The organism is Paraburkholderia sp. CNPSo 3076 (genome assembly GCF_026343935.1).
Lineage (GTDB): Bacteria > Pseudomonadota > Gammaproteobacteria > Burkholderiales > Burkholderiaceae > Paraburkholderia > Paraburkholderia nodosa.
The window spans coordinates 25644-51232 of the sequence record NZ_JAPMAL010000027.1; the positions used below are offsets into that span (position 1 = coordinate 25644).

At 65.1% G+C, this 25589-nt stretch carries 23 protein-coding genes and 1 pseudogene; 15 read left to right on the forward strand and 9 right to left on the reverse strand.

Annotated features, from left to right (window positions below):
• The first annotated feature begins 170 nt into the window (after positions 1-170).
• From M3A49_RS28220 to M3A49_RS28240, 5 genes are all read left to right on the forward strand, one after another.
• A complete protein-coding gene (locus M3A49_RS28220; RefSeq protein WP_266231965.1) occupies positions 171-1577 on the forward strand; it encodes an FAD-binding oxidoreductase in 1407 nt (468 codons plus the stop codon).
• A gap of 34 nt (positions 1578-1611) precedes the next feature.
• Positions 1612-1905, forward strand: a complete 294-nt coding sequence (locus M3A49_RS28225) for a GYD domain-containing protein (protein ID WP_254340811.1) — start codon at positions 1612-1614, stop codon at positions 1903-1905.
• A 268-nt stretch (positions 1906-2173) separates the two neighbouring features.
• Positions 2174-2548 (forward strand): hypothetical protein, encoded by a 375-nt coding sequence (locus M3A49_RS28230; protein ID WP_266231966.1) that lies wholly within the window; start codon positions 2174-2176, stop codon positions 2546-2548.
• Between the two features lie 4 nt (positions 2549-2552).
• Complete coding sequence (locus M3A49_RS28235; RefSeq protein WP_254356472.1) at positions 2553-2894, forward strand: hypothetical protein; 342 nt, start codon at positions 2553-2555, stop codon at positions 2892-2894.
• 99 nt (positions 2895-2993) lie between these two features.
• Complete coding sequence (locus tag M3A49_RS28240; protein ID WP_266232104.1) at positions 2994-3425, forward strand: lytic transglycosylase domain-containing protein; 432 nt, start codon at positions 2994-2996, stop codon at positions 3423-3425.
• 49 nt (positions 3426-3474) lie between these two features.
• On the opposite strand, the gene M3A49_RS28245 is transcribed toward M3A49_RS28240, so the two are convergent.
• Both M3A49_RS28245 and M3A49_RS28250 read right to left on the reverse strand, forming a co-directional pair.
• A complete protein-coding gene (locus M3A49_RS28245) occupies positions 3475-4446 on the reverse strand; it encodes a DUF6492 family protein (RefSeq protein ID WP_254356473.1) in 972 nt (323 codons plus the stop codon).
• A gap of 19 nt (positions 4447-4465) precedes the next feature.
• On the reverse strand, positions 4466-6619 hold the full coding sequence (locus tag M3A49_RS28250; protein WP_266231967.1) for a GumC family protein: 2154 nt from the start codon (positions 6617-6619) through the stop codon (positions 4466-4468).
• 190 nt (positions 6620-6809) lie between these two features.
• Between M3A49_RS28250 and M3A49_RS28255 the strand changes: the two genes are divergently transcribed.
• The 5 genes from M3A49_RS28255 to M3A49_RS28275 all read left to right on the forward strand — a co-directional run bounded on the left by M3A49_RS28255 (position 6810) and on the right by M3A49_RS28275 (position 14182).
• The gene (locus tag M3A49_RS28255) at positions 6810-7529 is read left to right on the forward strand and encodes a polysaccharide biosynthesis/export family protein (RefSeq protein ID WP_266231968.1); all 720 of its coding nucleotides are present in this window, start codon (positions 6810-6812) and stop codon (positions 7527-7529) included.
• A gap of 63 nt (positions 7530-7592) precedes the next feature.
• Positions 7593-8879 (forward strand): hypothetical protein, encoded by a 1287-nt coding sequence (locus M3A49_RS28260; protein WP_266231969.1) that lies wholly within the window; start codon positions 7593-7595, stop codon positions 8877-8879.
• Entirely contained in the window at positions 8866-10542 is a 1677-nt protein-coding gene (locus M3A49_RS28265; protein ID WP_266231970.1) for a glycoside hydrolase family 44 protein, read from the forward strand. Before M3A49_RS28260 ends, M3A49_RS28265 begins: the two co-directional genes overlap by 14 nt.
• Positions 10535-11929, forward strand: a complete 1395-nt coding sequence (locus M3A49_RS28270) for a lipopolysaccharide biosynthesis protein (RefSeq protein ID WP_266231971.1) — start codon at positions 10535-10537, stop codon at positions 11927-11929. The genes M3A49_RS28265 and M3A49_RS28270 overlap by 8 nt, the downstream gene beginning before the upstream one ends.
• A 462-nt stretch (positions 11930-12391) precedes the next feature.
• Entirely contained in the window at positions 12392-14182 is a 1791-nt protein-coding gene (locus tag M3A49_RS28275; RefSeq protein ID WP_266231972.1) for an FAD-dependent oxidoreductase, read from the forward strand.
• 78 nt (positions 14183-14260) lie between these two features.
• Here M3A49_RS28275 and M3A49_RS28280 read toward each other — a convergent pair whose 3' ends face one another.
• The 3 genes from M3A49_RS28280 to M3A49_RS28290 form a co-directional block, all read right to left on the reverse strand.
• Positions 14261-15943 carry an alkaline phosphatase family protein gene (locus tag M3A49_RS28280; protein WP_266231973.1) on the reverse strand — a complete coding sequence of 561 codons (1683 nt, stop codon included), beginning with the start codon at positions 15941-15943 and terminating at the stop codon, positions 14261-14263.
• Between the two features lie 282 nt (positions 15944-16225).
• The gene (locus M3A49_RS28285) at positions 16226-16480 is read right to left on the reverse strand and encodes a hypothetical protein (RefSeq protein ID WP_254356482.1); all 255 of its coding nucleotides are present in this window, start codon (positions 16478-16480) and stop codon (positions 16226-16228) included.
• A gap of 60 nt (positions 16481-16540) precedes the next feature.
• Positions 16541-16891, reverse strand: coding sequence for a PilZ domain-containing protein (locus M3A49_RS28290; RefSeq protein ID WP_254356483.1), 351 nt, complete (start codon positions 16889-16891; stop codon positions 16541-16543).
• Positions 16892-17460: 569 nt separating this feature from the next.
• Here M3A49_RS28290 and M3A49_RS42745 point away from each other — a divergent pair.
• The 4 genes and pseudogenes from M3A49_RS42745 to M3A49_RS28310 all read left to right on the forward strand — a co-directional run.
• A pseudogene (locus tag M3A49_RS42745) lies at positions 17461-17922 on the forward strand (diguanylate cyclase domain-containing protein); the annotation flags it as partial.
• A 94-nt stretch (positions 17923-18016) separates the two neighbouring features.
• Positions 18017-18430, forward strand: coding sequence for an EAL domain-containing protein (locus tag M3A49_RS28300; RefSeq protein WP_266231975.1), 414 nt, complete (start codon positions 18017-18019; stop codon positions 18428-18430).
• Between the two features lie 106 nt (positions 18431-18536).
• Entirely contained in the window at positions 18537-20288 is a 1752-nt protein-coding gene (locus tag M3A49_RS28305) for a SulP family inorganic anion transporter (RefSeq protein WP_266231977.1), read from the forward strand.
• Positions 20289-20316: 28 nt separating this feature from the next.
• Positions 20317-20997: a VIT1/CCC1 transporter family protein gene (locus M3A49_RS28310; protein ID WP_266231978.1), complete on the forward strand. Its 681-nt coding sequence runs from the start codon at positions 20317-20319 to the stop codon at positions 20995-20997.
• 86 nt (positions 20998-21083) lie between these two features.
• Here the strand turns inward: M3A49_RS28310 and M3A49_RS28315 are convergent, their stop codons facing one another.
• Together M3A49_RS28315 and M3A49_RS28320 are read right to left on the reverse strand one after the other, a co-directional pair.
• Positions 21084-21632, reverse strand: coding sequence for a DUF488 family protein (locus M3A49_RS28315; RefSeq protein ID WP_254356515.1), 549 nt, complete (start codon positions 21630-21632; stop codon positions 21084-21086).
• A gap of 105 nt (positions 21633-21737) precedes the next feature.
• Entirely contained in the window at positions 21738-22445 is a 708-nt protein-coding gene (locus tag M3A49_RS28320; RefSeq protein ID WP_266231979.1) for a transposase, read from the reverse strand.
• 21 nt (positions 22446-22466) lie between these two features.
• Here M3A49_RS28320 and M3A49_RS28325 point away from each other — a divergent pair, with 21 nt between their 5' ends.
• The gene (locus M3A49_RS28325) at positions 22467-22667 is read left to right on the forward strand and encodes a hypothetical protein (RefSeq protein ID WP_266231980.1); all 201 of its coding nucleotides are present in this window, start codon (positions 22467-22469) and stop codon (positions 22665-22667) included.
• A 163-nt stretch (positions 22668-22830) separates the two neighbouring features.
• Here the strand turns inward: M3A49_RS28325 and M3A49_RS28330 are convergent, their stop codons facing one another.
• Positions 22831-23778 carry an NAD-dependent epimerase/dehydratase family protein gene (locus M3A49_RS28330; protein WP_254356489.1) on the reverse strand — a complete coding sequence of 316 codons (948 nt, stop codon included), beginning with the start codon at positions 23776-23778 and terminating at the stop codon, positions 22831-22833.
• Positions 23778-25505, reverse strand: a complete 1728-nt coding sequence (locus tag M3A49_RS28335; RefSeq protein ID WP_266231981.1) for an FAD-dependent oxidoreductase — start codon at positions 25503-25505, stop codon at positions 23778-23780. Before M3A49_RS28335 ends, M3A49_RS28330 begins: the two co-directional genes overlap by 1 nt.
• Positions 25506-25589: the final 84 nt, after the last annotated feature.

A 25589-nucleotide genomic window follows, 5' to 3' on the forward strand; every position in this document is an offset into this window, starting at 1 on the left:
AAGCCCTTCCTTCCCGCTTTCCCGACCGGACGCACGCCGCGTCACGCGCGTGCGTAAGCCGCATTGATTCGACAATTGAAGCGGTCGCCCGCAGTTCCGTTCAGTCCATGAAAACGCCCGCCCAGCTGTTGGCGCGCGTTTATCCGATCCGTTGAATTGAGAGGTGTGCCATGTCAAGCCTGTCGAGCGAATCCATCGCCACGCTGAAAAGCGCGCTGCGCGGCGAAGCCCTGCAACCCGGCGACGCGGCCTACGAAGAAGCCCGGCAAATCTGGAACGCGATGATCGAGCGCCGTCCCGCGCTCATCGTGCGCTGCCGGGGTTGCGCCGACGTGCGCCAGGCTGTGGCGCTCGCGCGTGAATCCGGGCTGCCGCTCGCCGTGCGCGGCGGCGGCCACAATATCGCGGGCAGCGCGCTATGCGACGGCGGCATCGTGATCGATCTCTCGCTGATGAAGTCGGTCAGAGTCGAGCCCGCCACGCGCCGTGCGTATGTGGAGCCAGGCGCCACGCTGCACGACTTCGACCACGAAGCGCAGGCGTTCGGCCTCGCCACGCCGCTTGGCATCAATTCGACGACGGGCGTGGCGGGTCTCACGCTCGGCGGCGGCTTCGGCTGGCTGAGCCGGCGCTTCGGCATGTCGGTCGACAACCTCGTCGCCGCCGACGTCGTGACCGCCGACGGCAATCTGCTGCGCGCGAGCGCCGAAGAAAACACCGACCTCTTCTGGGCGCTACGCGGCGGCGGCGGCAACTTCGGCGTGGTGACGATGTTCGAATTCGCGCTTCACCCTCTCGGCCCCGAGATCTACGGCGGCCTGGTCGTGCTGCCGTTCGACGCCGCGAAAGAAGCGCTGACGCTATATCGCGAGGCGGTCAATGCGATGCCCGAAGACCTGACCGTGTGGAGCGTGTCGCGTCTCGCACCGCCGCTGCCTTTTCTGCCGCCCGAGGTGCACGGCAAGCCGGTCATCGTGTTCGCGATCTGCTATTCGGGGCCGCCGGAAAACGGGCCGAACGCGGTGGACGCGGTGCGGCGCTTCGGCAAGCCTTGTGGCGAACATCTCGGGCCAATGCCCTACGCCGCGTGGCAGCAGGCATTCGATCCGCTCCTCACGCCGGGCGCGCGCAACTACTGGAAATCGCACAATCTGGCCACGTTGCCCGACGGTCTCATCGACACGCTGATCGACGCCATCGCCACGCTGCCCTCGCCCGAGTGCGAAATATTCTTCGGGCAAATCGGCGGCGCGACGCTGCGCGTCGCGCCCGATGCGATGGCCTATCCGAATCGCGACGCGCTCTACGTCATGAACGTGCACGGCCGCTGGACCGATCCCGCCGACGACGAACGCTGCGTCGCCTGGGCGCGCGGCTTCTTCGAGGCTTCCGCGCCCTATGCGCTCGGCAGCGTCTACGTGAACTTCCTCACCGACGACGAACGCACGCGCATCGAGGCGGCCTATGGTCCGAACATGAGCCGTCTCGTCGCCGTCAAGACGCGTTACGACCCGCACAATCTTTTCCGCCACAACCAGAACATCCGGCCCGAAGGGTCGGCCGAGGGGAGCCAGTAATCAACGTTTCGATGTCATCGTAAGGGGAATCGTCATGTCGACTTATGTGGTGCTCGCGCAGTTCACCGACCAGGGTATCCGCGCTGTCAAGAACAGCGCGCAACGGGCCGGTCAGGCAGCGGAACTCGCCAAAACTTTCGGCTGTGAAATGAAGCAGATCTACTGGACGCTCGGGAAATACGACATCGTCACGGTCATCGAAGCGCCCGACGAGCAAAGCTTCATGGCGTTCGGCCTCGCGCTCGGGTCGCTCGGCAATATCCGCACGCAAACGCTGCGCGCCTTGAGCAAGGATGAGTTCACGGCGGTGCTCGGCAAGCTCAATTAACGAGCGCCGGCGCGCGGCACCTGGGCCGGTGCCGCGCTGCCGTCCGGCATTCTTCATATCTATTCGCCGCATGCGCGGCGCATTTGCCCTCAAGATCGGGGAGGCAGTTCCCTGCCCGAACACACGATCGCGCGCGAGCAACCTTCCGGGAAGCGGCATTGCGCGAGCGAAGTCTTTCTTTTTGGCAAACGTTTGCCGCCCGGGTATCAAGTCCGCGCGCGCGAGGCCGAAAACGCGTACATCGCCACGAATTTTTGGAGACCCGGCCGTGACGCGCGTTTTGCTTTTACTTGCCGTAATGGTTGTGACAGGCTGCGCGCAACTGCAGCCGCCCACCACGGCACAGACCGGGAAGCCCGCCGTGTCGAACGTCATCATGAAGTTCGACATTCCCGCCGATGCGCTGGGCGCGCACGACCCGCAACTGAGCGCGGTGCTCGCCAAGGCGGGCGCGCTCGCCGCTGCGCAGAAGCAGCCCACCGTGATCCGCGTGACGGCCCTCGGCCAGGACCTCAAGTACATCAATCAGGCCATCTGGCGGGGCGTGCCCGCGCAAGGGCCCAAGCCCACGCTCGAAAACCTGACGGCCGGCGCGAATCAGACGTACAGCGTCTCGATCGAGCCGTTGCATGCGGGGAGCTGACACGATGCGTCCGATCGTTCTCGCCGTCGCACTCGGCTTTTGTAGCGCCGCCTGGGCGGGCCAACCCGCCGCCGGCGCGCCGGCCACTGCCACCATCGTTGCCACTGCCGCCACGCCCGCCGCCGACAAGGTTTATCCGCCGCTGCCCACACTCGCCATGCTGCCGCCCGCAACCGGCGACGACGACGAGGTTCCCGCGCCGCATTCGTCTTCGCACAGCAAGAAGAAGACGCGTCAGCGCGATTGCCACTGCGCCATGCCCACGCCGCGCCTCGTCGTCTCTGACACTTCGCGCGCCTACCTCAAGGACATCGAGCAGCAACTCGATTCCGCTCTCGCGCAGTGACGTCGCGCAGTGACGCCCAACCCGGAGCTTCGACCGATGCAGAAGACCAACGCCCTGCGCCAGTTCGGATCGCGAGTCATGCGCGCGTGGGTCGCGTTCATGAGCCTCGCGGCGCTCGGCGCAACGGCCGCACATGCCGCGCCGCCCGCCGATGAATGCTTCGAAAAGGCCGGCGCCTACCAGGGCGTGAATCCGCTCGTGCTGCGCGCGGTGGCGTGGCGTGAATCGAAAGGCGACGCGGCGGCCATCAATCGCAATGCGAACGGCTCGATCGACGTCGGGCAAGCACAGATCAACTCGATCCACTTTTCGGAGCTTTCGCGCGAGGGCATTCCGCACGGCGCCCTCACTGACCCGTGCGTGAATATCTTCGTGGCCGCCTGGCTGCTCAAGCAAAAGATGGTGCGATACGGCAACACGTGGCGCGCCATTGGCGCGTACCACTCGGAGTCGCCGCACGAGCGCGATACCTACGCGCGCAGCATTCAGGCCATCCTCGTGAGCTGGGGCCAGCTGCAACCGGGGCGGTAAACGCGGCGCCCGGCGTCGTTGCAGACTCGTTGCAGGCGCAACGGCTCGCTTAACCGCGCAGCTTGTTCAACAGCTTGAGCCCGCGGCGCGCCACGGCCGAATAAAGCTCGGCGCCCTTGAGCGCGGGGTCGATATGGCGCTCGTAAGGCTGCAGCGTGATCGGGAAATACGGCACAAGCTTTTCCACCACGCGCTGTGGCGAGATGTGCGTGTTGCTCTGGACCACGGCGAACATGCCGTCGCTTTCCGGCGCGAGATGGCGGGCCTCGCTCCAGCCTTCCATCTTGTCGGCAAACCATACGCTTTCGTCGGCGTGCAGCGCGCGCTGGCCCGGTTTCGGGCCCGTGTGGTACTGCTCCAGCAGCCCTTCGTTTTCCGCGTTGAGCCAGTAAAGCGTGTATTCGGTCCAGTCGAGCGCGTAGTTGGCGAGCAGCACGCGCCGCCAGTCGGTGCCGTGCAGCGCCGCGAGGCGCTGTTGCAGGCTCAGGCATAGCGTGCGCGACAAAATCGCCGGCGTCCACCAGATGCCGTCGCGCGTGAGTTGCGGATCGATATTCAGCAGCTTCGCCGAAGCCTCCCAGTAATACGGCTCCACCGTGCGCGGCTGCACATGCGTGAGCGCACGGCCGTCGAGAATCAGCGTATCCGCGCTGAAGCGATGCGTGGCGAAACAGTCGGGGTCGAGCACGAGGAAATACTCGGTTTCGATCCATTCGGGCGCATTCAGCTTGATGATTTGCTGCCGGTGCCAATTGCGGATCTGGTGACGCTGCGAGAACTCCGCAAAAATGCCCATGTACAGCGATTCGTCGACCACTTCGATGGGGAAATCGGACCACGCCTTCGCATAGCCTTTGACCTCTTCGAGTTCGTCGTGCGGCACGACGATCACGAAACGGTGAAACGTTTTGGGCGTCGTGAAGTGACGCAGCGACGAGAAGAGGATGTCGCAACGGCCAATGTTGTCGGCGTAGTGCCGTCCCCGCGTTTTGACCGGCAGGATGGCGCTGATCTGGTGCATGGCAGTCAGGTCCCGAATGTTAGAAGAATCGATAAATGAAGTTCGGGATGTAGCCGCGCCGATGCGTCAGCGCGATGCCGATCAGCCTGCCGCCCGCGTCGAGCAACTGCGTTTTCAGGCCGAGGACCACAGGCTTGCGCGAAACCTCTGCGCGCACCGCCATGACCGTTGCGTCCGCCAGCGCCGCGTTTTCAATGCCGGCGAACGACTGGCTAGCGGGCGGCGCATGCACGACGATGTAGTCGTGCGTCTCGCGCAGCGCGTCGAAGAGGGTCGTGGTCTGCTGCCACGAAGTCGGGAACGTGCCGCTTTCCGGCCGCGCGACGACGATGTTGTGCCGCTCGACGCTCTCGAACACGAGGCCGCTCGACGCCGCGATCTCCGCGGGCGCCGCGCTCGCCGCACGGCTCTGCCCGCTATGCCCCGACCAGGTCAGCAGGCCCTGCGCGTTCGGCGGCCCATAAAGCGGCGCGTCGGCGCTGGAGGCCATGTCGAGAATGAGGACCGGCTTGGTCGTGCGGTGCTCCAGTTCGACGGCGAGGCCGCGAATCACCGAAAGCAGCCCGTCGTTCTTGCCGAACGAAAGCGCCATGACGACCTTGGCGGGCGAGTCCGTGCTCGCGTTGATGGCCGCGATCATGCGGCCATACGCCATATGCGCGGGCCGGCCGGCCGCCTTGACCGCGTCGGCGGAAGCCCCCGCGGCGCCGGGGCGGCGCGCGCCGCCACCGAGCATCACTGGCGCGTTCAACACCGGCAGCAGCAGCGAGCGCTCCACCTGCTCCGGACTCAGGAAGGTCTCGCGCAGGCTCGCCATGACGAGCACGACGAGCGCGGAAATCAGGAGACCCGCCGCCACGCTCGCCGAAATGATGAGGCTGGCCGACACGCTGCGCTGCGATGGCGGGAACGGCGCCTGGATCACGCGCACGTTCGTGCTGTTCACCTGGCTCACCTGCCCCTGCTGGATCTTCGCCAGCTCGACCTGGCGCGAACGGTCCTTGAAGCTGTCGGCCAGAATGTCACGCGTTGCCTGCAGCTGGCGCATCTGGCTGGAAATATCGCTCAAGCTCCGCAGCTTCGCGCGCGTGTCCTTGATCTGATCTTCGAGCGTCTGCTGGCGTGCGGTTTCGCCCGCGATGCCGGCATTGAGCGCGGCCAGCCGCCCTTGCACCACGTCGTAGTAATCGTTGTGGCCGTAGCGCGTGGCCGTGGCCATTTGCGCCTTGCGCCGCGCGATGCTCGCGTGCATGTCGGCAATCTGCTGATCGAGCTGCTGCACGAACGGCGAGCTATCCATGTAGCGCGAGGCGAAATCGGCGCGGCGCGCTTCGAGCTGCATCAGCGAAAGCTGCATCGTGTCGAGCGCGTGAGCGGCTTCGGAATCGTCGGTGAAGATCGGAATCGTCGCCTTCACCCCCTTCGAGGACGCCTGCTCCGACTTCAGTTCGCCGCGATGCTGCGCGAGCGACGTGTCGTTTTCGAGCTTTTGTTGAACCAGCTGGCTTTCGAGCAGCACGGCGCGCGAGGTCTGGTCGTCGATATTGACGATGCCGTGCGTCTTCTGGAACGCGAGCAGGTCGGCATCGGCTTTTTTCAGTTGCCTTGCGACTTCGTCGCGCTGGCCGGTCAGGAAATCGACTCGGCCCGACGTGAAAATCGTCGCGCGCCGGCGGAAGTACGTGTCGAGCAGACGCGAAAGCGCATCGGCCGCTTCCTTGGGATCGGCGTCGTAATACGTGAGGTTGATGGTGCTCGCGAGATCGTTCTGCTCGATATGCAGCCGATGCTCGAATTCCTGCAAATGGCTGTCGATTTCGTGTTCGCTTGCGTTCGGCCCCAGTTTCGCAATCACGACGTCGCGGTGCAGTTCCGGGCTGCTGAGGATTTGCGCTTCGACGCCGTCGAGCTGGCCAATGGCGGGCTGCACCGCGGCGCCGCCATTCGGGTTGTTCGACTGGTCGTAATATCCTGCAAGGAGTACGAGCAGCGTCGACTGCGCCCGGTAAGGCATGGGCACCAGCAGCGCGACCGCCACGCCGATCGCCACAACGGCAAGAAATACCGCTGTTGCAATCTTGCGATAATAGAAAAAGGTGTTGAGATAATCCCGGACCGTCAGTTCGACAACAGCCGCCTTCCTTTCAGGCCTTGTTCTAGTAGTAATAACCATACAGGTGCGGTTCCGGGCCAACAGTAAAGATTCGACGGCGCATATAATACGTAAGAAAACATCCAGGATGTCGCGTTAAACTGACATCCGCGAAAAAATCGTGTGAGTTCCACCCTTCATTAACGGCAATTCCTGCCGTTACTTGACAAGAGATCAGGAACCGCAAGCCACCGCTTCACCCACGCGCCCGATGAACATACTCCGACCAGCCTGCGTCCTCGGGCTGCTGACGCTTACCGCCTGCACCCAGACCTGGGTGGAACCGCAATTCCAGCAGCGCGCGCAGTTCGCCGCGTGGTCGCAAGCCACGCCCGGCGTCTATCGCATCGAACCCGGCGACGACCTTTCGGTCGTCATGCCCTTCAATGCCGAGCTGAACTTTCGCGGTTCGGTCGCGCCGGACGGCGGCCTGACGATGCCGTTCGCGGGCACGATCCCGGCGGCGGGCCTCACGGTCGCCCAGCTCGGCGACGCCATCAACAAGGCGCTCGCCGCCAACGGCATGGCGAAGAACGCGCACGCTTCGGTCTCCATCGTGCAGTCGGCCGCCAGGATCTACGTGGCCGGCCAGGTCGCGCGCCCCGGCGAAATCGCGCTGCACACGGGCATGAGCGTGCTGCAGGCCATCGCCGCCGCGCAGGGCTTGCTCGACACGGCGCGCACCAACGAAGTCGTCCTGATTCGCCGCAGCCCCGATGGCCGCCCGATGCTGCGCACGATCGATATCGACGCGCTCACGCATCGCGGCGACCCGACGCAGGACGTCATTCTGCAGGCCACCGACACGATCTTCGTGCCGAAGTCCTCGATCGCCGAAGTCGACCAGTGGGTCGATCAGTACATCGACAAGGTCATTCCGTTCCAGCGGGGCTTCGACTACACGATCTCGAACAACCCCGCGACTTACTAAGCCTGCTCAGCGAACCCATGCCGCCCGACGGTTTGCAACGTCCGGGCAAACGAATCAACTGCGATGGAAACCGCCACCACGACCACCGGGCTTGCCCCGGTCTTTTCGAGCGAGCCCGCCAGGTGGCGGGTCACGTGGTGGCTGCTCGCGCTCTTGCCGCTCTTTGGGCAGACCTTCCACTACCTGAGCACGCTCGTGCCGCTCTGGGCGCTCTCGAAAGCGCTGCCGGTCATTTCGCTGCCCGGCGTGCTGCGTCTGGGCGGCGAACCGCGTTTTCCCATGACGCGGCAAATCCTCATCAGCTTCGCGTGGCTCTTGCTGGTGCCGAGCTTCGCCGCCGTGTTCTATTTCCACGAGGGTTTTTTCACGAGCATCACGGCGCAGGTGAAACTGCTGCCCGTCCTGTACTTCTTCTCGTTTCTCGCGCTGCTCCTCACGCTCAAGCCCACGCTCGGCGAGCTGGAGCGCGGTTTCGTGGTGCTGGGCGTCGTCATTCTCGCGGTGCTGATCGTGCTCTGGGCCGTGGTGCCCTCCGACTGGTACCAGGAGTCGTATGTGATCGGCCAGTCGCCCTTTTTCAGCAGCGACAACCGCGGCCATCGCATCCGCATGTCGATGTATTTCCCGCTCATCCTGCTGTTCTTCTGCTACCGGCGCGCCTTTTTCGAAAAGCATGCGGGCTATCTGTTCGGCGTGGTCGTCGCGTTCGCGGTCACGCTGCTGATCGTCAAGACGCGCGCCATGGTTATCGGCATCATGGGCGTGCTCGTCATCAACACCTTTGCCTGGTCGCGCATGCGCACGCGCGTTCTGCTGCTGCTCGCCGCGCCCGTCGCGCTCGCCGCCATGTTCTCGGCGGGCTACCTCGCCACGACCTTCAGCACCGACGCGAGCACGGGCTTCGACACGCGCCGCATCACCATCCTGCTCGCCACGAAGTTCCTCGGCAGCGAACCGATGCGCTGGCTCTTCGGGGTGGGCACGATCAGCTCGACCAGCAAGGACAACCTGATCGACTACTTTCACCACTTTTTCTTCCTCGCCGACATTACGTGGCTCGGCATCGTGTTCGAGTACGGCTTGATCGGTGCGCTCATCATCCTGTTCTTCCAGCTGCGCGGTATCGTGTTCTACCGGCGCCTGCGCAAGAAGGTCGATGACGATTTTCTCGGCGCACTGTTCGACTATCTCGTCTACGTCCTGCTCATTTCATTCTTTTACCCGCCTACCCTCACGCCAGGCGAGACCGCGGTCATTCTCGCAATCTTCGCGTACGTCTGGCGCGTGGGCGAGCTGGACAGCGAACACGACGACCATGCCGATCTGCAGGTTCACCATGCCTCGCTTTAAGCGCATCAAGCGCCCCAACCTGCATACGCTGCTGGTCGGCGCGCTGCTCATGTCGGGCGCGGCAGCCTGCACCGACGCGACCTCGGGCACGCCCTTGCCGGTGGCCATCTCGGTAGATGCCGGCGCCGGCCGGCACCCCATCAGCCCGCTGATTTACGGCATCAACTTCGGCACGACGGCCGTCCTGCAAGACCTGCGCGCGCCGGTCAACCGCTCCGGCGGCAACAGCGCCTCGGCCTATAACTGGCGCATCGACGCACGCAACGCGGGCAAGGACTGGTATTTCGAGAGCCTGGCCGTCAATCCCGCCGATATCAACGACCAGTTCGGCGAGCGCTTCGTCGCGCTCACCCAGGCGGCGGGCGCCACGCCCATCGTGACCATTCCGATGCTCGGCCGGGTGGCGAAACTCGGGCCGGGGCGCGAGACGCTCGCGAGCTTCTCGATCGCCAAATACGGTCCGCAACCGAATCACGACGTGAATGGCCACGCCGACGCCGGCAACGGCCTGGCGCCCGGCGACAAGCCGATCGCCGGCAACGACACGAACGACGCCTCGACGCCCGACGACCCGCAAAACGAGCAGGCGCGCGTCGCGGATCTGGTCAAGCAATTTGGCGGCGCAAGTGGCGGCGGCGTGCGTTACTACGCGCTCGACAACGAGCCGAGCCTTTGGCAGCTGATTCACCGCGACGTGCATCCCACGGGCGCGCATGCGAGCGAAATCGCCAGCCAGGTGATCGCCTATTCGCGCGCCGTGAAGGCGGCGGATCCGCACGCGCAGATCGTCGCGCCGGAAGAATGGGGCTGGCAGGGCTATTTCTACAGCGGCTTCGACCAGCAGTACGCAGCGGACCACGGCCTCGATCACGCGCCCGACCGCACAGGCGAAACCCAGGGCATGCCGTACGTGCCGTGGCTCCTCACGCAATGGAAAGCAGCGGGCCATCCGGTCGATGTGTTCAGCCTGCACTTCTACCCGCAGGGCGGCGAATATGCCGAAGCGGGCGTGACGAACTCGCAGGCCGTCGCGCTCATGCGCAACCGCTCCACGCGCGACCTGTGGGACCCGAACTACAAGGACCCCACGTGGATCAACAGCGTCGTGGCGCTGATTCCGCTGATGCGCCGCTGGGTCGATTCGTACTACTACCCGGGCACGCCCATCGGCATCACGGAATACAACTGGGGCGGCGACACGCTGATGAACGGCGCGACGGCCCAGGCCGACGTGCTCGGCATTTTCGGCCGCGAGGGGCTGGACATCGCCACGCGCTGGGGCACGCTCGATCCTTCGATGCCGGTGTACAAGGCATTCAAGCTCTACCGCAACTACGACGGCAACGGCGCGGCGTTCGGTGCGACCAGCATTGCCGCGAGCGTGCCCGACCCGGACACCGTTTCCGCGTTCGCCGCCTTGCGCGAACGCGACCACGCGCTGACGCTCGTGGTCATCAACAAGCAACTGGACCGCCCCGCCGACGCCGCCGTCACGCTCGATCATTTCGCGGCCAGCGGCGTGGCCGAAACCTGGCGGCTCGCGAACAACCAGCTGTTCCGCATGCCCGACGCGCGCTACCAGGACAGCACGCTGCGCGCGAGCCTGCCCGCGCAGAGCGTGACGCTGTTCGTACTGCGCGGCGCCCAGGCGCGGCATGAGTGAAGCCACTGAAACCCAGCACCCGGCGCAAATGCCCGCGCGCCAGAACGACGGCTCGATGATCCGGGGCTCGCTCGTGAGCCTCGGCGTGCGCCTGCTCGACCTGCCGAGCCGCTACGGTTTCCATCTGCTGATCGCCGCCATGCTGGGCGTGGTGCAGACGGGCGACTTCTATATCGTGTTCAGCACAATGGTGGCGCTCGCGGGCTTCGGGCGTCTCGGCATCGACCAGTCGCTGACGCGGCAGATCGCGATGGACCTCGCGGCGGGCGAGGCGCGCGCCGTGCGGCCGACCATCCGCCGCGCGCTGTGGCTGGTGCTGCTCGCCTCCACGGCCATGTCGATCGCGCTTGGCGCGGGCGCGTTCGCCTTCGCGCACGACGTGCTGAAGAAGCCCGAACTCGCCTGGCCGCTCGCGCTCGGCGCGCTCTCGTTCATCCCGCAAAATCTCGGCGCGGCAATGGCGGGGGCGCTTGCCGGACTCCAGCGCGTGGGCTACAGCCAGATGATCTATTCCTGGCTCTGGCCCGCGATCTTCTGCGCCGTCGCCATCCCGCTCGGATTGACGCGCGGCATGAGCGTCGCCAGCACGCTCATGCTGATCGCCGCCAGCTTCACGCTGACCGCGCTGACCGGCGCGTGCCTGCTCAAGCGTTTTCTTGCCGGCGTGCCCGCCGGCGCACAAGCGCGAGCCGAACCGCCGCGCTTGCTCAAGGCGGGTTTGCCGCTCTTCACACTGGAATTCACGAAGCTCCTGATCACCTCGGCGCCCGCCATCGTGCTCGGCATCGTCGCCTCGTCACGCGAGACCGGGCTCTTCGCACTGGCATGGCGGCTCGCGCTCGTCATCAATCTGCTGATCAGCGGCGTGACCGGCATGGCCGCGCCGAAGTTCGCAGGCCTTTTCGCGCGCAACGACCGGCACGGGCTCGACAAAAGCGCGGCCCAGGCGGCGGGCCTCGTGCTGTGCCTCGCGTTGCCCGCCGCGCTGTGCATGCTGCTCTTTCCCGAACACCTGCTACGCTTGTTCGGGCCGGGCTTCGGCGGCAGCGCGGCCGCGCTGCGCGTGCTCGCGCTCGGCCAGATCGCCGCGGCATGCTTTACGGCCATGCCCGAACTGCTGGGCATGACCGCGCACACTGCCGTGCTGTACCGAATCAACCTCTACTCGGTCGCCATGCTGCTCGTGGGCCTCGCCGTGCTCGCGCCGCCTGGCGGCAGCGTCGGGGCGGCGGCGGCGGCATCGCTGGCGATTGCCGTGAACGGCGCGCTCGCGGCGTGGGCGGCGCACCGGCTGCTGGGCGTGTTGCCACTTGCGCTGCTTGGGCGACGGGTGCTCGGGCGCGTGCCGGGACGCGCTGCGGCGAACGACGCGAACCAGGACGCCTAGATCGTCGGGATTGGAGCCGACTTCAACTGCTTGCGCGGCCCCAAGAGCAACAATTCGCTCGCGACCTCGAGCGTAATGTCACCGGCTGACCAACAATAACGGCACGTCGGGACCGATCCAGGACGACAGCGAGACGCAAAAAAGCGCCTCGACCAGCGACATGCTGCGTACCCCTGAGGCGCGCAGCGTTGCTGATATCATGAAAAGCACCCCGACCCCTCTGCGCTCCCCGTGGAGACAGGGCCGTAAGCAATCGCGGACACTGGAGACGCAAGCACCCGATGTCGTCAGCCGAGGACCGTTTCCCGGACACGCAACCACTGCCAGGCGAGGCGAAGGCTGACCCCGGATGCCTGCGCGCCCGCCCGCGCGAGCGGGCAGCATTGCATCACAATTGGGATAGCTAATCGTTTTACCCTGCTTGCCCATTCCGGTTCACCTATCGCGAGGAGAACAGCCGTCATGAAACGACGCTGCCTGCTAAAGGGGGTTGTCGCTTTGCCGTACCTCACCGCTACCTCGAGTTTCGCCGGCGCGCTGCCCGCTGCGGCTCGTGCGGGCCGCATCCGGCCCAGCGATCCCGGGTGGCCGAAAGCGCCGGAATGGGAGGCACTAAGCCAGGCGGTCGGCGGATATTTGCTGCAACCCACCACGATCTGGCAAACCTGCGCACAAGCGCCCCACGCGCCAGCGTGCCTGGCAAGAATCGAGGAAGCGCGCAATCCGTTCGCGCTCGGCGACGATCCTGGCGCCACCCAGATCTCCGGCTGGCTCGATGCATGGACGGCGCACGCAAGCGCCTACGCAGTGGCGGCCCGCTCGACCGCGGACGTTGTCGCGGGCGTCAATTTCGTGCGCCAACACAACTTGCGCCTCGTGGTGAAAGGCGGCGGCCACAGTTACCTTGGCGGCTCGAACGCGCCGGATTCCCTGCTGATCTGGACGCGCGGGATGAACCGCATCGAACTCCATGACGCGTTCGTGCCGGCCGGCTGCCCGACGCCGCCACAGCCGGCCGTGACGGTGGAGGCAGGCTGCATGTGGATCGACGTCTATACCGCCGTCACGACGCAGGCGGGACGCTACGTTCAGGGTGGCGGATGTACGACCGTGGGCGTTGCCGGCCTCGTTCTGGGCGGCGGCTTCGGCTCCTACTCGAAGCGCTACGGACTCGCGGCCGCGAGTCTGCTCCAGGCGGAGATCGTCACCGCCGACGGCATTGTCCGCACGGTCAACGCATGCCGGGAGCCCGATCTTTTCTGGGCGCTCAAAGGGGGCGGCGGCGGCAGTTTCGGCGTGGTGACGAGGCTCACGCTACAGACCCATGACCTGCCCGCAAGCTTCGGCTGGGCCAGGTTCAAGGTCAAGGCTTCATCGCGTGAGGCATACCGCCGGCTCGCTGCACGACTGCTCGATCACTACACAGAGAATCTGTTCAACCCTGCATGGGGCGAGCGGTTCATCTTTCACAGCGACGCGATCGAGGTGGCGACGGTGTGCCATGGCCTCGACGACCATCAGGTCAAGTCGGTCTGGGCGTCCTTCATCGATTGGGTGCGTGCCTCGCCGGGCGATTTCACCCTCACCGAGGGACCTCGCGTCGGCGCCGGCCCCGCGCGTCGCTGGTGGGACGTCGAAGCCAACCCGGGACTCGTGCCCGACCCACGCACGGGCGCCGCGCACAACCATGGCTGGTGGCAAGGCGATGGCGAGCAGGCCTCAGCCTTCCTGCACGCCTACGAGTCGCAATGGCTGCCCGCGGCCCTTCTCGAACCAGCGCAACGCGGCCGGCTCGTTGACGCCTTCGTGGCGGCGGCTCAGTTTCAAGCCGTAGAGCTGCATTTCAACAAGGGACTCGCGGGCGCGCCGCCGGAGGTGAACGAGCAGGCGCGCCAGTGTGCCACCAACCCCAAAGTTGCCGACGCCTTCGGCCTGGTGATCGTCGCCACAGGCGGCCCGCCGCCCTTTCCGGGCCTGCCCATCGCCCCGCCTGACATGGCGCAGGCACATCGCAACGCCGCGAACATAGCCAAGGCCGCGACCATTCTCAAGGCGCTATCGCCAGCAAGCGGCTCCTATATTTCGGAGACCGATTTTTTTCGCAGCGATTGGCGCGAAGCGTTTTGGGGCGTCAACTACGCGCGGCTAAAAACGATCAAGGATCGCTACGATCCGGAAGGTTTCTTTTACGTCCATCACGGCGTGGGCAGCGAGGACTGGAGTCCCGACGGCTTCACACCCGTGCAGTCGTGAACGTTGCGGCGGCGCACGCGCATCTTCACAACACGCCGGCGGCCCCAAGCCAAAAGGGACCGTCGGCGCACGCTGCGGCTACTGCTGCGAATTGCCGCCCGAGTCGTCGTCCCCCGTGGTCTGGAGGCCCGGAAGGACCTGGGTGCCTTCACGCTGAACGGCTACCAGCTTGTGCGGGTCGAGACCGAGCACCTTCAGGATGGTCGGCGCCACCTGCATGTTGGTCACCGGCGTATTGACGACATTCTTCTGTAGCTTCGGATTGGAGACCACCAGCAGCGTGTTCGTATCGTCCGTGTAGAGTCCGCCGTGTTCGGCCAGCTTCGCCGCGCTCTTGCTGTAGATCGTCCCGGGTATCGGCTGAATGATGAGATCGGGGACACGGCCCTGGGCAGGATCGCCCCAGATCGCCTTCAGCGCTGCGTCGTGGTAGAGCGTCTGGATGTGAGTGGAATTGCCGCTCGCCTCGTCAGCGCCAAGGATCGAGACCGCCTTGGCCGTATCGCCGTGGTTCTTGAGCCAGATGAGCGACACGTCGTCGGCCGTTTCCTGGGCAACCGGCACGCCGCCATTGCCAAGCACGGTGGCGACATCGCTCACATCGGCGGTGGCATACGCGTTCTTCGAACCGCTCAGCATGTGAAGCTTCTTGAGGTCGATCGGCGACTGGCCGTGTTTGCCGCCGACGATGAACAGCGTCGAATGCAGGAGATGGCCCGCTTTGAGCGCATCGTACATCTGGCCCAGCGAGGCATCGACGAAGTCGAGCGACTGCTCGAGCGGCAGTGTCGGCGTCCCGGCTGCATCGAGATAGCCGCCACGCGTCGTGGTCGTGCCTTCCATCGCGGACGTGACCTTCTGTCCGACGCTCACCGCCTGAAAGTTCATGCCGAAGATCGCGGGTACGCCCACCTGCTTCGTCCCGGTCTGATCGAGCCCATGAATCCAGTTCAATACGACCTTGACCTTGAAGCCGTCATAAGCCCGGGTATAGATCGGGTCGGCGGTCCAGTCGTCGGTCGCGGGCGCACCCGGAAAGCCATTGGCTTGCAGGGAGGTCGAGTTGATCTCGGGCGCGTAGAGTTCGTCGAGACCCAGCCCCGAAGGCCCGTTCACGATCTCGTACGCCGGGTGCTTGTCCGACCAGGCGGTGCGCATGCCGGCCTGATGAATGATCTCGAAGATCGTGTTCGTGCCGTTCTTGAGATACAGATGCGGCCAGACCTGCACGCAGGCGCCGCCGGCCGTCTTGCGCAGCGGGAGCTTCGCGGGATTGATGTGCGGATTGCGCGGGTCGAACGCGGCTCCCGCGGGCGGCGATCCGCCGTCGAGCTGGGTGAGATCCCAGTCGAGCGCTTCGAAGTTGGTCACCTCCGTGCCGGGTATGCGCGTGCAATTGCTGCCCGGCGGGTACAGGGTCGCGTCGTAGGTATCGTCATAGAAGACGCCGTGGCTCAGCGGGCTGCCGCCGGTTGCGAAGGCGAGGAGGCCGGGATACGAGTCGGAAGGCCTGGATGTCGATGCGTGGGTGTACTCGACACCGTGTTTGACGAGCTTCGCGAAGGTGGATTGCGGGTGTGTCTTGATGTAGTTTTCCAGGTCGGCCTCGTGCATCCCGTCCACACTGATCAGCAAAACGTGCGTGTATCGCTGGTTGTGATCGCCATCCTGATCCTGCGCTGTCGCGGCCATGCTCGCAAACGCCAGCACGCTCGCACTGACGATTGCCCTGACTCCAAACCATTTTCCGAACGCGTTCATTCTTCACCTCTTGATATGAATTATGAATTGGGCGCGAAAGCGCCCTAGAGGAGATAAGTCGCGGAATGAGAAAATGCCGTGAAAGATTACTTTCGGTTGTCTTCCACAGGAGCGCGGGAGGCTTGAGGGACGTGCGCTTGACTCAATGTAACAGGTTGTATCAGGGCAGCGCGGCTATTCCATGACGTTGTGAATGCAGCGATCTCTTTCGACCGATTAATCCATTCATGATGTCAATCTGGAATCCTGATGATAACGTTTATCATTTATTGCGCTAATCGTCTAACCAGCCGAACTCGCCCCGTTCAGATCGATGTCATTGCCCTTTTCGCGCTCGAGCATATCGAGCGCGAGCACGCGTCCGACATCGCGCACGAACGCTTCCATGATCGCGAGAGATTCCGGGCTGCCCGGCACACAGTCTTCGGGATTCCGCTTTCCCTGTGCCCGTCTGATCGCGCGGATGCTGGCTTCCAGCGCCCGTGCTTCTGCCCAGATCGGATCGTCTTGCGGTGGTTTGGGTTGTTCGTGCGCCATGCTGGGATTTTCGGCGGCCGGCACACAAACTTTAGCGTCTGGGCGTGACTTGTTGAACGGCTAGGGCGCGGCCTTCGCGATGAGGTCCTGCAGACGGGCCATCGAGCGCTGATCCAGCGGGTGCATCTCGCAACCCACGCGGCTCCATCCTCTTTCCTGATCCTCGGAGATCCAGCGAACATCGAGCGCGACGGCCAGGACGATGTCGTCTTCGTCGTCGATCGGCGCCGACTGCAGCCACCCCGAGACCGTCTCTCCCCGGAAGAGCAGTCCGTTGCGCGCGTGCAGGAGCGCCCCGCGCGAGCTAAGGTCAGCGACCTGTGCGAGCGCCCTACCGTCCTTGTTCAGAAGCACAGGGGCGAACAACAGCGGCGTACGGACCTCCCGACGCATATCCAGACCACTTCGCATACGCATTACACCTGTTTCAACGTTTCATTTTTATTGAGCGTCGGGATTTTAACGTGACTGCGCACAATTGAGCGCCTGAACAGTCTGGCCGCTCTTCGCGCGCCCCCAATTCGCCCTGGCGAAATAGCGATTGCCTGCCCTCAAGTTGCGCGGATCTATCGGCGCGCCGCCTACATTTGTCCGCTTCCGGCGCTCATCGACAACGCCAACGCGGCGCAGCGGACCTGCGAAGGCCGCGAGCGCTGCATCACCCTGCTCGACGAGTTGAAGGACATGATTCGCCATCTGGGTGCCCTGAGCAACCGGCTCGCGACGTACTCCATGCTCAAGCCGGGCAGCGTGACGATGGATACGCCGTCGCTGGGCGAACTCGACGCGCGCTTTTTCCAGACGATGCAGAAGATCGGCGAGATCCGCATGGACGAAGACGCGCACCTCGACCGGTCGGTCACCCGGGCGTCGCGTGATTCGCAAATGGCCTCGGCGCTCCTGCTCGGTTCGGGACTGGCGGCGGCGACTCGCTCGGCCACCGCATCGGCGACGCGCTGCTGGCCCAGATCGCGCGGCGCATCGAGCGCGTCGTCGGCGAGCGCGGGACGGTGGCGCGTTATGGCGGCGACGAATTCATGGTCATCGCGGACGGCGCAGCGCCGTTGCTCGAACCGCTGCTCGACGCACTGCTCGCCGCGATGACGGAACCGATCCAGGTCGCGGGTCACGAACTCTTCATCGAGGCCAGCATCGGCATCAGCCTCTACCCCGCCGACGGCGACGATGCCGACGCGCTGGTGCGCAATGCCGACGCCGCGATGTATCTGGCCAAGCAGAACGGCCGCAATCAGTACCAGTTCTATCGCCCGGAATTGAGCGAAGCCGCGACCTCGCGCTTGCGCATTTCGACGCGCCTGCGCCAGGCGTTCCGCAACGGCGGGTTGACCGTGCTGTATCAGCCGCAAATCGATATGGCGTCGGGCACGATGATCGGCGCCGAGGCGCTTCTGCGATGGACCGATGCAGAACTCGGCAGCGTGTCGCCGGCGGTGTTCATTCCGGTCGCCGAGGAAACCGGGCTGATTCGCGGCATCTCTCGCCGCGCGCACGTTGGCCGGTCTGCGGGAGATGGGCGTGCGCGTCGCCATCGACGATTTCGGCACGGGTTATTCGAGCCTCGGGTATCTCAAGCGCTTTCGAGTCGATCGCCTCAAGATCGACCGCGAATTCGTGCGCGAGATTGGCCAGGACACGGAAACGGAAGCGATCACGCTCGCCGTCATCGCCGTGGCGAAGGCACTTGTACAGCCGAGCCGTCAGCGCCGGCGCAATCGCCGACATCGCGGCGAATGCGGCGGTGCGCCCGGTGCCGCTGCCCGCGTGAACCCGCGCTACGGCGCGCTCGCGCGGTGCGACTGCTCGCGGCGAACACAGAGCACGGGCATCGAGCAGGTGAATCCGGTCGTCACGGTGATGGATCGCGTCACCCTGGCCGCAGTAGGACCAAAGTCCGATTGTCGATTGATCCACGACATGGGATTCGTCTAGTTTCCGCTTCAGCGTGTTGAATGCAGTAGCCCACAGGAAGGCAGCGATGAGACATTCGATGTAGGCGTGCGTCGGTAGTGTTCCCGTTCGTGGAGGCCACAGCATCATGCGCGATCAGTTCACGTCGCACCGCAAATCCGGCTTTCGTCTCCCCGTTCTCGAATGGGTTCGCGGCTACCAGACATCGTGGATCAAGCCCGACATCGTCGCGGGCGTCACGGCGGCGGCTGTCGTGTTGCCCAAAGCGATGGCTTACGCGACCGTTGCCGGACTGCCCGTCGAGGCCGGACTCTACACGGCGTTTGTGCCGATGGTGATCTACGCGCTCTTCGGCACGTCGAGGCCGTTGAGCGTCAGCACCAGCGCGACGCTGGCCATCCTGAGCGCGGCCGCGCTCGCTGAGGTTGCACCGGGCGGCAATGCCGCCCAGCTGGCCGTCGCGACCGCTACGCTCACGCTGCTCGTCGGCCTCTTCCTCGCTCTCGCTGCCTTGCTCAGGCTGGGGTTTGTCGCGAACTTCATTTCCGAGCCCGTGCTGACGGGTTTCAAGGCCGGCATCGCCGTCGTCATCGTGCTCGATCAATTGCCAAAACTGATTGGCATTCATGTCGTGAAAGGAACGTTCTTTCATAACGTGTATGCGCTCGCTGCCGGGCTTCCCCATGCGTCTATGGCGACGGTTGCAATGGGCGCACTGACGATCGCTGTGCTGGTCGCGCTCGAACACTGGTATCCGAAGTCCCCGGCCCCGCTCATTGCGGTGGCGCTCGGGATAGCGTGTGTCGCCTTCGCAGGCGTGCAGCGGTACGGCGTGGAGATCGTCGGCCAGATCCCGACCGGACTGCCTTCGTTCGTGATGCCGGATCTGTCGCTGATCGACGGGCTCTGGCCAGCGGCGGTGGGCATCGCCTTGATGAGTTTTACCGAAACGATTGCTTCAGGGCGCGCATTCGCGCTCAGCGGGGAACCCGTTCCGCTGCCGAACCGCGAACTGCTGGCGACGGGTCTGGGCAACGCGGTGGGCGCGCTGTTCGGCTCGATGCCCGCGGGCGGCGGGACGACCCAGACGGCCGTCAACCGGCTGGCCGGTGCGCATTCCCAACTGGCCGAACTCGCCACCGCGGCCGTGACGCTCGGCACCATGGTGCTGCTCGCGCCCGTCATCGGTCTCATGCCGCATGCCACGCTCGCTGCCGTGGTGATCGTCTATTCGATCGGCCTGCTCAACCCGGCGGACTTTCGCGCGATCCTCGCTATCCGTCGTACCGAGTTTGTCTGGGCGGTCGTGGCGCTGGTGGGCGTCGTGCTGCTCGGAACGCTAAAGGGCATTTTGATCGCCATCGTCGTTTCGCTCGTGGCGCTCGCCCATCAGGTCTCCGATCCGCCTGTGTACGTGCTGCGGCGCAAACGCGGCACGAACGTATTCCGGCCGATTTCGGACGAGCATCCCGACGACGAGGACTTTCCCGGACTGCTGCTCCTGCGTCCCGAGGGGCGAATTTTCTTTCTCAACGCTTCCAACATCGTGCACAAGATCATGCCGCTCGTCGCCCAGACGCGCCCCAGGGTCATGGCGCTCGATATGCGGGCGGTATTCGATGTGGAGTACACAGCATTGAAGATGCTGACCGAGGCGGAGAGGAAATGTCGTGAGAGTGGGATCGAAGTCTGGGTCGTGGGCCTCAATCCCGAGGTGTTTGCCGTTGTCGAGAAAGCGCCGCTCGGCAGCGTGCTCGGACATGAGCGCATGTTTCTCAATCTCGAACAGGCGCTAGCCGCATGGCGGCAGGCGCAGCATGCCGTGTCGCGCGATCGCGTATCTTCTCCCAACATCGATCCCGGACAGAGAACGCCATGAGCGCTCATCTCCTCGTGCAAGAGGCCATATGAATACCACTACCCCGACACAGCAGAGCGCGGCCGAAAAGCGCGAGCCCATACTCAATACGGTCGAGCGCGTGACCGAACTGTGCTTTGGCCTGTTCATGGCGTTGACGTTCGTCGGCGCGGTCAAGGCCGTCACAGCGGGCGAGGACGCCGGCCGCAAACTGTTCCTGGCCGCGCTCGGATGCAATCTCGCCTGGGGCCTCGCCGACGCCGTGATGTATCTTGTCCGCACACTCGCGGATCGCGGACAGCGCCTGACACTCGCCTTGACCGTGAAGCGCGAACCGGAACGCGCCGCTGCGGTGCGGGCGTTGCGCGCCGCGTTGCCGAAGGCGCTGGAGCCGCTCGTCGACGATGAAGAACTCGAGTTGATTCGCGCGCGCCTCGCTGCGGCGCCTACGCTGCCACCTCGCGCGCATTTCAAGCGCGATGACTTTCTTGGGGCACTGGGCGTTTTTCTGCTCGTCGTCATATCGACGTTCCCCGTCGCGCTGCCCTTTATCCTCGTGAGGGATCACACAGTCGCGCTCGTCATCTCACGCGTACTCACGCTCGCGATGCTCTTCACTGCCGGTTTTGCGCTAGGACGCTACACCGGCGCGGGCGCGATGAAAGCGGGCTTCGCCATGACGCTGCTTGGGATCGTGCTGACGGTGGCGATCATCGCGCTGGGCGGCTAGCCGTCAGTTGCGATGGGCGCGGCCGTTGATGCTGGCGCTCCGGGCCTGGCAGGCGGGCGTGCCGTAGACATCGCCCGGATGGCAATTCAGGTTTTCGCCTGGTCCACCGGTGGATAGACGATCGACCCATCAGGTCGAACGACCGCACCCGCCGTCAGCCGCGCGGGTTCGTGTCGTTGCGCACTCATGATGTGTATGACTGTTTCGCCTCGCGCGATCAGATAGTCGGCGATGATGCGTCGGTGACACCGCCACCACACGGCTTCCGAGCACATCACGGCACAACGCCTGTCGTGCCCCTGTTCGACCAGATGATCGATGCCCGCGTGAAACGCTTCGGAAAGCGCATAGTCGGCGTAATGATGAAAGCTGCTGTTGATCCAGAAGCCATTGACGTCTCCGGATACGGTTCGCGATTTTCCGCGCAGCCCACCGAGTACGGTTTCGTGTTCATACGAGATATCGCATGCCGCAAGCGCAGCAGGCAGGGTTTCCTCGTTGAATTGCGGGTTGGTTCTCGACCTGGGCATTTTTCTCACGTCGACGAGCATGCCGATGTCCGCACCCCTCAATAGCCCGATAAATTCATCGAGGGTGCGGTCGGAATGGCCGATCGTGAAGAACGGGAGGGTCACACTTCCCACCTGCGCGTGAACAATAGCTGGATGACTCGCCGAGCGCTTATTATGCGCCTCCAGCAAGGAGGCGCGCGCTCGTGATTTCGAGCCCGTCGTGCCTCATCATGCGAGGGCGCTAGTCGTGCGAACCCTGGGCGGCCGGTCGCGCAGCAGCAGCGGCATCAGCCTCCGGTTGGCCGTCTGCGCCGCCCACTCGCAATAGGCGGCGCTGCCGAGCACCCAGCCCTCGAGCGTCGCCTGCATCAGGTTGTTGACTTCGCATTCGTCTGGAGGCTGTGCGCCCAGATCGCGGTAAGACTGGTGGCGCTCGAACGGCGTATTGCCGAGCGCCCGGTAGAGCGGATGATCCTTGATGAACCTGTCGACACGCAGCCCGACGTGGTGCGTGTAGCTCGACCACGGGTAGTTGCCCGGCTCGGCCACGAGGCGGTTGCGCACCGGCGCATGATCGATGACCTGGCTCGCGAGCAGGAAATAGCGGTCGGGTTCAACGATTGTTGCCCGGTACTCGCCACGCCACATCGCACCGCGGCGTCCGTGGCGGCGGTTGAACGTCTCGACATAGCGGCGGCAAACCGCCTGCATCGCCATGGCCACGCTCGATTCGTATGAAGGCGTGACAAGGAACTGCACCGCGTCGGGCATGAGCACCCACGCGTGGATGGCCAGATCGGCGACGCGCGCGGCGTCCGCCAGGCAGGCGAGGAAGTAAAGGTAGTCTCCTTCGTCGAGGAATGCGGGCCCCGTGAGCCCCTGCAAGATAACGTGCTGCGGTTGTTCTGGGACGTAGTGCCGTGCAAGCCGTGTCATGCTGAATTAACCGGAAATCCGATGTGGGAAAGCGATCCGACGGGTATCGGTCGCCTGACGCTGCGTGAGTGCATCTACGATCAAATTCTATGGGGCGCGCGCGTGCGTCTGCGTCGCGAACAGGCCTTTTTTATGGCCTCAATTCGCCGATTTGCCGATCGCAACGCGCGCCTTTTTATGCCGACGCTGAATAGCCGTCGCACCGCGATCCGGAACCACTAAGTCATGGCAACACGAGCGTACGGTCTCCCTTCGCAGCGCACCTGAACCGGTCAATGTTCGCCGCCAAGTGTTTCGCGATTTCTATTAATAGGAATCCGAACGATAACGGGCGCGCCGCAGCCCGAAATGTCGACGAACCGACACCCGGGCTAACCCAACCGGTTCAGTCGGTGCGCGACGCCGCCGCCACGAACGCTTCGGCCTGCAGCGCGACGCGCCACGGCGTCCACGCCATATCAAAAGCTTTTTCCGCGCGCCGCGCATCGAGCCGGATGTCCTGTTGCCACAGCCGCGCGAGCGAAGGCGGCAGCGGCGCCGGCACCTTCACACCGCCCAGTTTGCGCCCCGCGATCTCGGCAATCTTCAGCGCAGGCGCCCACACCTTCGTTTCGAGCGCGAGACGCCGCGCACCGATCCGCTCCACCGGCGTCGCCCCCAAAATACGTGCGTACGCGACGAAGTACTCGTTCCAGCGCGGCGCCTGGGCCATCGCCAGGTTGTAGGCCTGTGCGCCCGAAGCCGGCGTGCGCAGCGCAGCCAGCGCCGCCTGCACGACGTCGTCGATGTGCACGAGATTGCTGCAACCGTCGCCAGCGGCGCCGAGGTCGCCCAGGCGCCGCGCGCGCAGCAGCTGCGCAATGCGTGCCGACCATTGCGGACTGCCGCCTCCATAAATGCAGCCCGGGCGCAATATCGTGAGCGCAGGCAGCGAAGCGAGCAGTCGTTCCGACTCGACCTTGGCATGGCCATAGGGGCTCGCGGCGTCGAGCACGGCTGCTTCGTCGATGCGGCCTTCGGCGGCGCCGTACACCGCCATCGAACTGAAGTGGACCACGGGCAGCGGCGCACCGCGTGCCTCCAGCGCGGCAGCCAGCGCACGCGCATTTGCGACGATCGTCGCCGGCGCACCTGCCACGCAGTTGACCACGCCGTCCACGTCGGCCAGCGCGGCGGCGAGCGACGCGGGGTCCGCCGCATCGACACGGCGCAAGCCGCTCCCTTGCCTGCGCGAGGCGGCAACCGGCTCGGCCCATTCGGTACTGTTTAGCGCTTTCACCAGATGGCGGCCGACAAAGCCGGTCGCACCGAGAACGAGAATACGGGCTTTCATCACGCGGGTTCGGAATGGTTTGCAGTGGGAACGGACAGCGCGCCGATATCGGCGGCGCCCTTGAGGTGTTCGGCGAGCCGCAGTGCGAGCGCGACGATGGTCAAGGTCGGATTCGCCTGGCCCGAAGTCGGGAACACCGCGGCGCCCGTCACATAGACGTTGTCCGCTTCGTGCAGCCGGCAGTCGGCATCGACCACGCTCGTGCGCACGTCTCGCCCCATGCGCGCCGTGCCGATGTGATGGCCGCCATAGGCGCCGTAGCGCGTCATTTCGGCTTCGACCTGCGCGGGGTCGTAGCTGAAGCGGCCGACGCCCGCGCGCTCGACCTCGTGCGCGAGCGCGGCGAGCGCACGGCTCACGGTCGCGACGTCCTGTTGCGTGTAGCGCCAGTCCACATGAATGCGGCGCAGGCCGAGCGTATCGGTTTCGTCGCCGAGCGTGACGCGGCTCGCCGGATTGGGCTCCTGCTCCGCGTGGAAGTCGAGCGAGAAGCACAGATTCGCGGGCCGCACGATCACCGAGGGGAACTTGCGCGCGGCCAGCGTGCGCCGCCGCAGCCAGTGCCACAGGAAACGCGCCGTGTTCGGCGCGTCGGCAACGACGTTATTCAGGTGCGCGAGCGTGGAGCCCGCATAGCCTTCTGGCGTGCCGTCGTAGAGGCGCTTTGCGTATTCGTAGGGCACGATGCCGCGCGCGAGATACAGCGCGGAGAGGATGCCGTTGCCGTGCCCGGCGTCCGGAATGCGCGGATGATGCAGGCGCGCAATGAAGTTGCCCGCGCGCAGCGCGGCTTGCTGCTCCGGGCGCAGCGCGAGGCGGCGGCGGCAATAGATACCCTCTTCCGTCACCTCGTAGCCGTGCCACACCGACTGCGCCGCCGCGAGATCGAGCGTGCCGATCGTGCCCGCAAGATGGCTCATGTAATAGCGGCCCACCGCATCATGGGCGTTGCCGAGTCCCCGGCCGCTCGGCCCAGGGCTGTTGAGCAACAGGCGTGGCACTTCTAGCCCGCCGGCCGCGAGCACGTAGGCGCGCGCGGCCACCTCGAACGTTGCGCCGCCCGTCGCGTCCGTCGCGCCCGTCGTGTTCAGTACGCGCACCTGGGCCGCGCCGACACGCCGCGTCGGACCCGCCAGCATCGGCAGGCGGCACAGGTTCGCATGCTGGAGCACGCGCACGCGGCCTTTCGCGAGGCGCGCCCGGTAACGCTGACCGAAATCGGTCGGGCAGCTGAAGCGCTCGAGCGTGTGCGTCGAAAACACGTCGCTGGCATAGCCGCCGATCATCGGGCGCAGCGGCGAGGCGAACGCGCCTTCGGCCGTATAGGCGAATTCGCCCGCTTCGCACAGCGCGTTGGCTTGCGGGTAGTGGCGCAGCACATCGGCGAAGGCGATCGGCCAGCCGCTGTGCGCGACGTAGTCGCGCGCCTCGAAGTCGAGCGCGTCGAGCGGCATGCAGCGGCCGCCCCACAGCGTGGTCGAGCCGCCGAAGCGGCGCACACGGTAGTTGTCCGGCGGCGGGTGAAGCGCCGCATTCGCCACCGTGCCCGCGTACAGCTGCTGGGTGGCGGGCTCGGGCGCATCGCCGCCGCTCTCCAGCACGATCACGTCGAGCCCGCTCTCCTCCAGCGCGAGCGCGAGCGCAATGCCGGCGGCACCGGCGCCCACAATGCACAGGTCCGCGCGCAGCGTCGTGCCGGCGGGAATCTCACGGGCGTCGGTGATCATCGTCTGTCATGAACGGTAAAGGAAAAACGGGCCGCGGCGATAGTAGCCGATCGCACGCATGCAACCGCCGGCGCAAGCAGAGAA